Origin of the sequence: Sulfitobacter sp. UBA1132 (assembly GCF_002311545.1) — a bacterium.
Taxonomy (GTDB): Bacteria; Pseudomonadota; Alphaproteobacteria; order Rhodobacterales; family Rhodobacteraceae; genus Sulfitobacter; species Sulfitobacter pontiacus.
The window spans coordinates 13,389-15,355 of the sequence record NZ_DCAN01000007.1 but is presented as its reverse complement, the minus strand read 5'-3'; the positions used below and the strand labels follow the sequence as shown (position 1 = coordinate 15,355).

The window sequence follows — 1,967 nt, the reverse complement described above, 5'->3', positions numbered from 1 at the left end:
TCGGGCATCAGATTTCAGACGGGGGCGCGATCAGTTTGTGATCGGGCAGGAGAGATTATTCAATGAAAACGAATAATCGATCTGATTATTTGCTGAGCATGAAAAGTGCCTGGTTGCCCAAAAAGTTGGAAAATCGGGTCTGGCTGCCGAGGCTGAGCTTCGATCCGGCCTCATTGAGAACCATCGACCGTTCGATCGTCAAATCCATTTCCTTACACAGCGCAACGAAGTCCAAAACCGTGCAGAAATGGATGTTTGGCGTTTCGTACCACATGATCGGAAGGTTTGGGTTCTGCGGCATCCGGCCGCGAAACATCAGATCAAACCGTGCGCGCCAATGGCCGAAATTCGGAAAGGACACAATCGCCTTGGTGCCAATGCGCAGCAACTCCGACAGCACTTCTTTCGGGCGCTGGGTTGCCTGCAAGGTCTGGCTGAGGATGGCGTAATCAAACGCCCCGTCCGGGTAATCGCGCAGATCCCGGTCCGCATCGCCCTGCATCACAGGCAAACCTTGCGCGACACAGTTGCGCACCCCTTCGTTGGACAGCTCAAGGCCGCGGCCATCAACCTTTTTGGTGCGGGTGAGGTATCCCAGAAGTTCGCCGTCGCCACAGCCGATATCAAGCACGCGTGTGCCCGGCTCGATCATGTCGGCAATCAGTTGCAGGTCGACACGGATGCGGTCGCTATGCGCAACGTTTGCTGCGCTGTTTGGGTTCAAAGTCTCATTCATGATTATTTCAGCCCCCGGCCTTCGGCGGCACCTTCGATGAAGCCACTCAGCACCATGTGGAAATCGGGTTCATCAAGCAGGAACGCATCATGGCCCTTGTCGCTTTCGATCTCGACACAGCTGACATTGCACGACGCGGCATTGAGCGCATGGGCGACAATCCGGCTTTCGGCGGTGGTAAAGCACCAGTCGCTGGAAAACGAAATGACGCAGAACCGGGTTTTGCAACCCTGAAAGGCGTCGGCTAGCCGCCCGTCATATTCAAGCGATAGATCGAAATAATCCATCGCACGGGTGATATAGAGATAGCTGTTGGCATCAAAGCGATCGACGAAGCTTTTGCCCTGATGGCGCAGGTAACTTTCGACCTGGAAATCCTGATCGAAGCTATAGGTGATGGCACCACGATTTTGCAGCTTGCGCCCGAATTTGCGGTGAAGGGCCGGTTGCGACAGATAGGTGATGTGCGCGGTCATGCGCGCCACAGCCAATCCGCGTGACGGTTTCTTGCCTTCGAGCAGGTAATTGCCCCCGCACCAGTCCGGATCGGCCATGACGGCCTGACGCCCGACTTCGTGGAAGGCGATATTTTGCGCCGAGTGACGGAACGAGGTCGCAATCGGGGCGGCGGCATAAACCCGTTCGGGATAGCTTTTGCACCATTCAAGAACCTGCATGCCGCCCATGGAACCGCCAATGACGGCAAACAGCATGTCGATGCCAAGTGCGTCAATCAGCATGGTTTGCGCACGCACCATGTCGGCAATGGTGATCACCGGGAAATCAAGACCCCACGGCTTGCCGGTTGCCGGATTGATTTCCTTGGGCCCGGTACTGCCAAGACAGCCGCCGATCACGTTGCTGCAGATGACGAAGTACTTGTTTGTATCGATGATCTTGCCGGGGCCGACGATTTCGGACCACCAGCCTTCCTTGCCGGTGATCGGATGGACGTCATCGGCAACATATTGATCCCCGGTCAGGGCGTGGCAAACCAGAATCGCGTTGGATTTATCGGCATTGAGTTCGCCGTAGGTCTGATAGGCCAGGGTAAACGGACCGAATTCCACACCGCTATCAAGGCGCAGCTTTTCCGTTTCACCAAGCACCATGTGGTGGCCTGGAAGCGGGGGGCGCTTTTCCGTGTTGGTCGCGGTGGACATGAATTGCGGTTTCCTTGGTTATTCGTTGTTTCCGTGGGCAAACCGACAACGCGCCGTGCTTTCATCGT

General features: G+C 56.0%; 2 protein-coding genes. Both read right to left on the bottom strand.

Annotated features, from left to right (window positions below):
* Nucleotides 1-85: 85 nt before the first annotated feature.
* Nucleotides 86-736 carry a methionine biosynthesis protein MetW gene (gene metW / locus B4F27_RS06080; protein WP_064779873.1) on the bottom strand — a complete coding sequence of 217 codons (651 nt, stop codon included), beginning with the start codon at nt 734-736 and terminating at the stop codon, nt 86-88.
* A 2-nt stretch (nt 737-738) separates the two neighbouring features.
* Entirely contained in the window at nt 739-1,899 is a 1,161-nt protein-coding gene (gene metX / locus B4F27_RS06075; RefSeq protein WP_286759147.1) for a homoserine O-acetyltransferase MetX, read from the bottom strand.
* Nucleotides 1,900-1,967 lie beyond the last annotated feature (68 nt).

Excerpts from the sequence above, each read along its gene's own strand:
- metW (WP_064779873.1), bottom strand. The coding sequence starts at position 736 with ATGAATGAGACTTTGAACCCAAACAGCGCAGCAAACGTTGCGCATAGC.
- metX (WP_286759147.1), bottom strand. The coding sequence starts at position 1,899 with ATGTCCACCGCGACCAACACGGAAAAGCGCCCCCCGCTTCCAGGCCAC.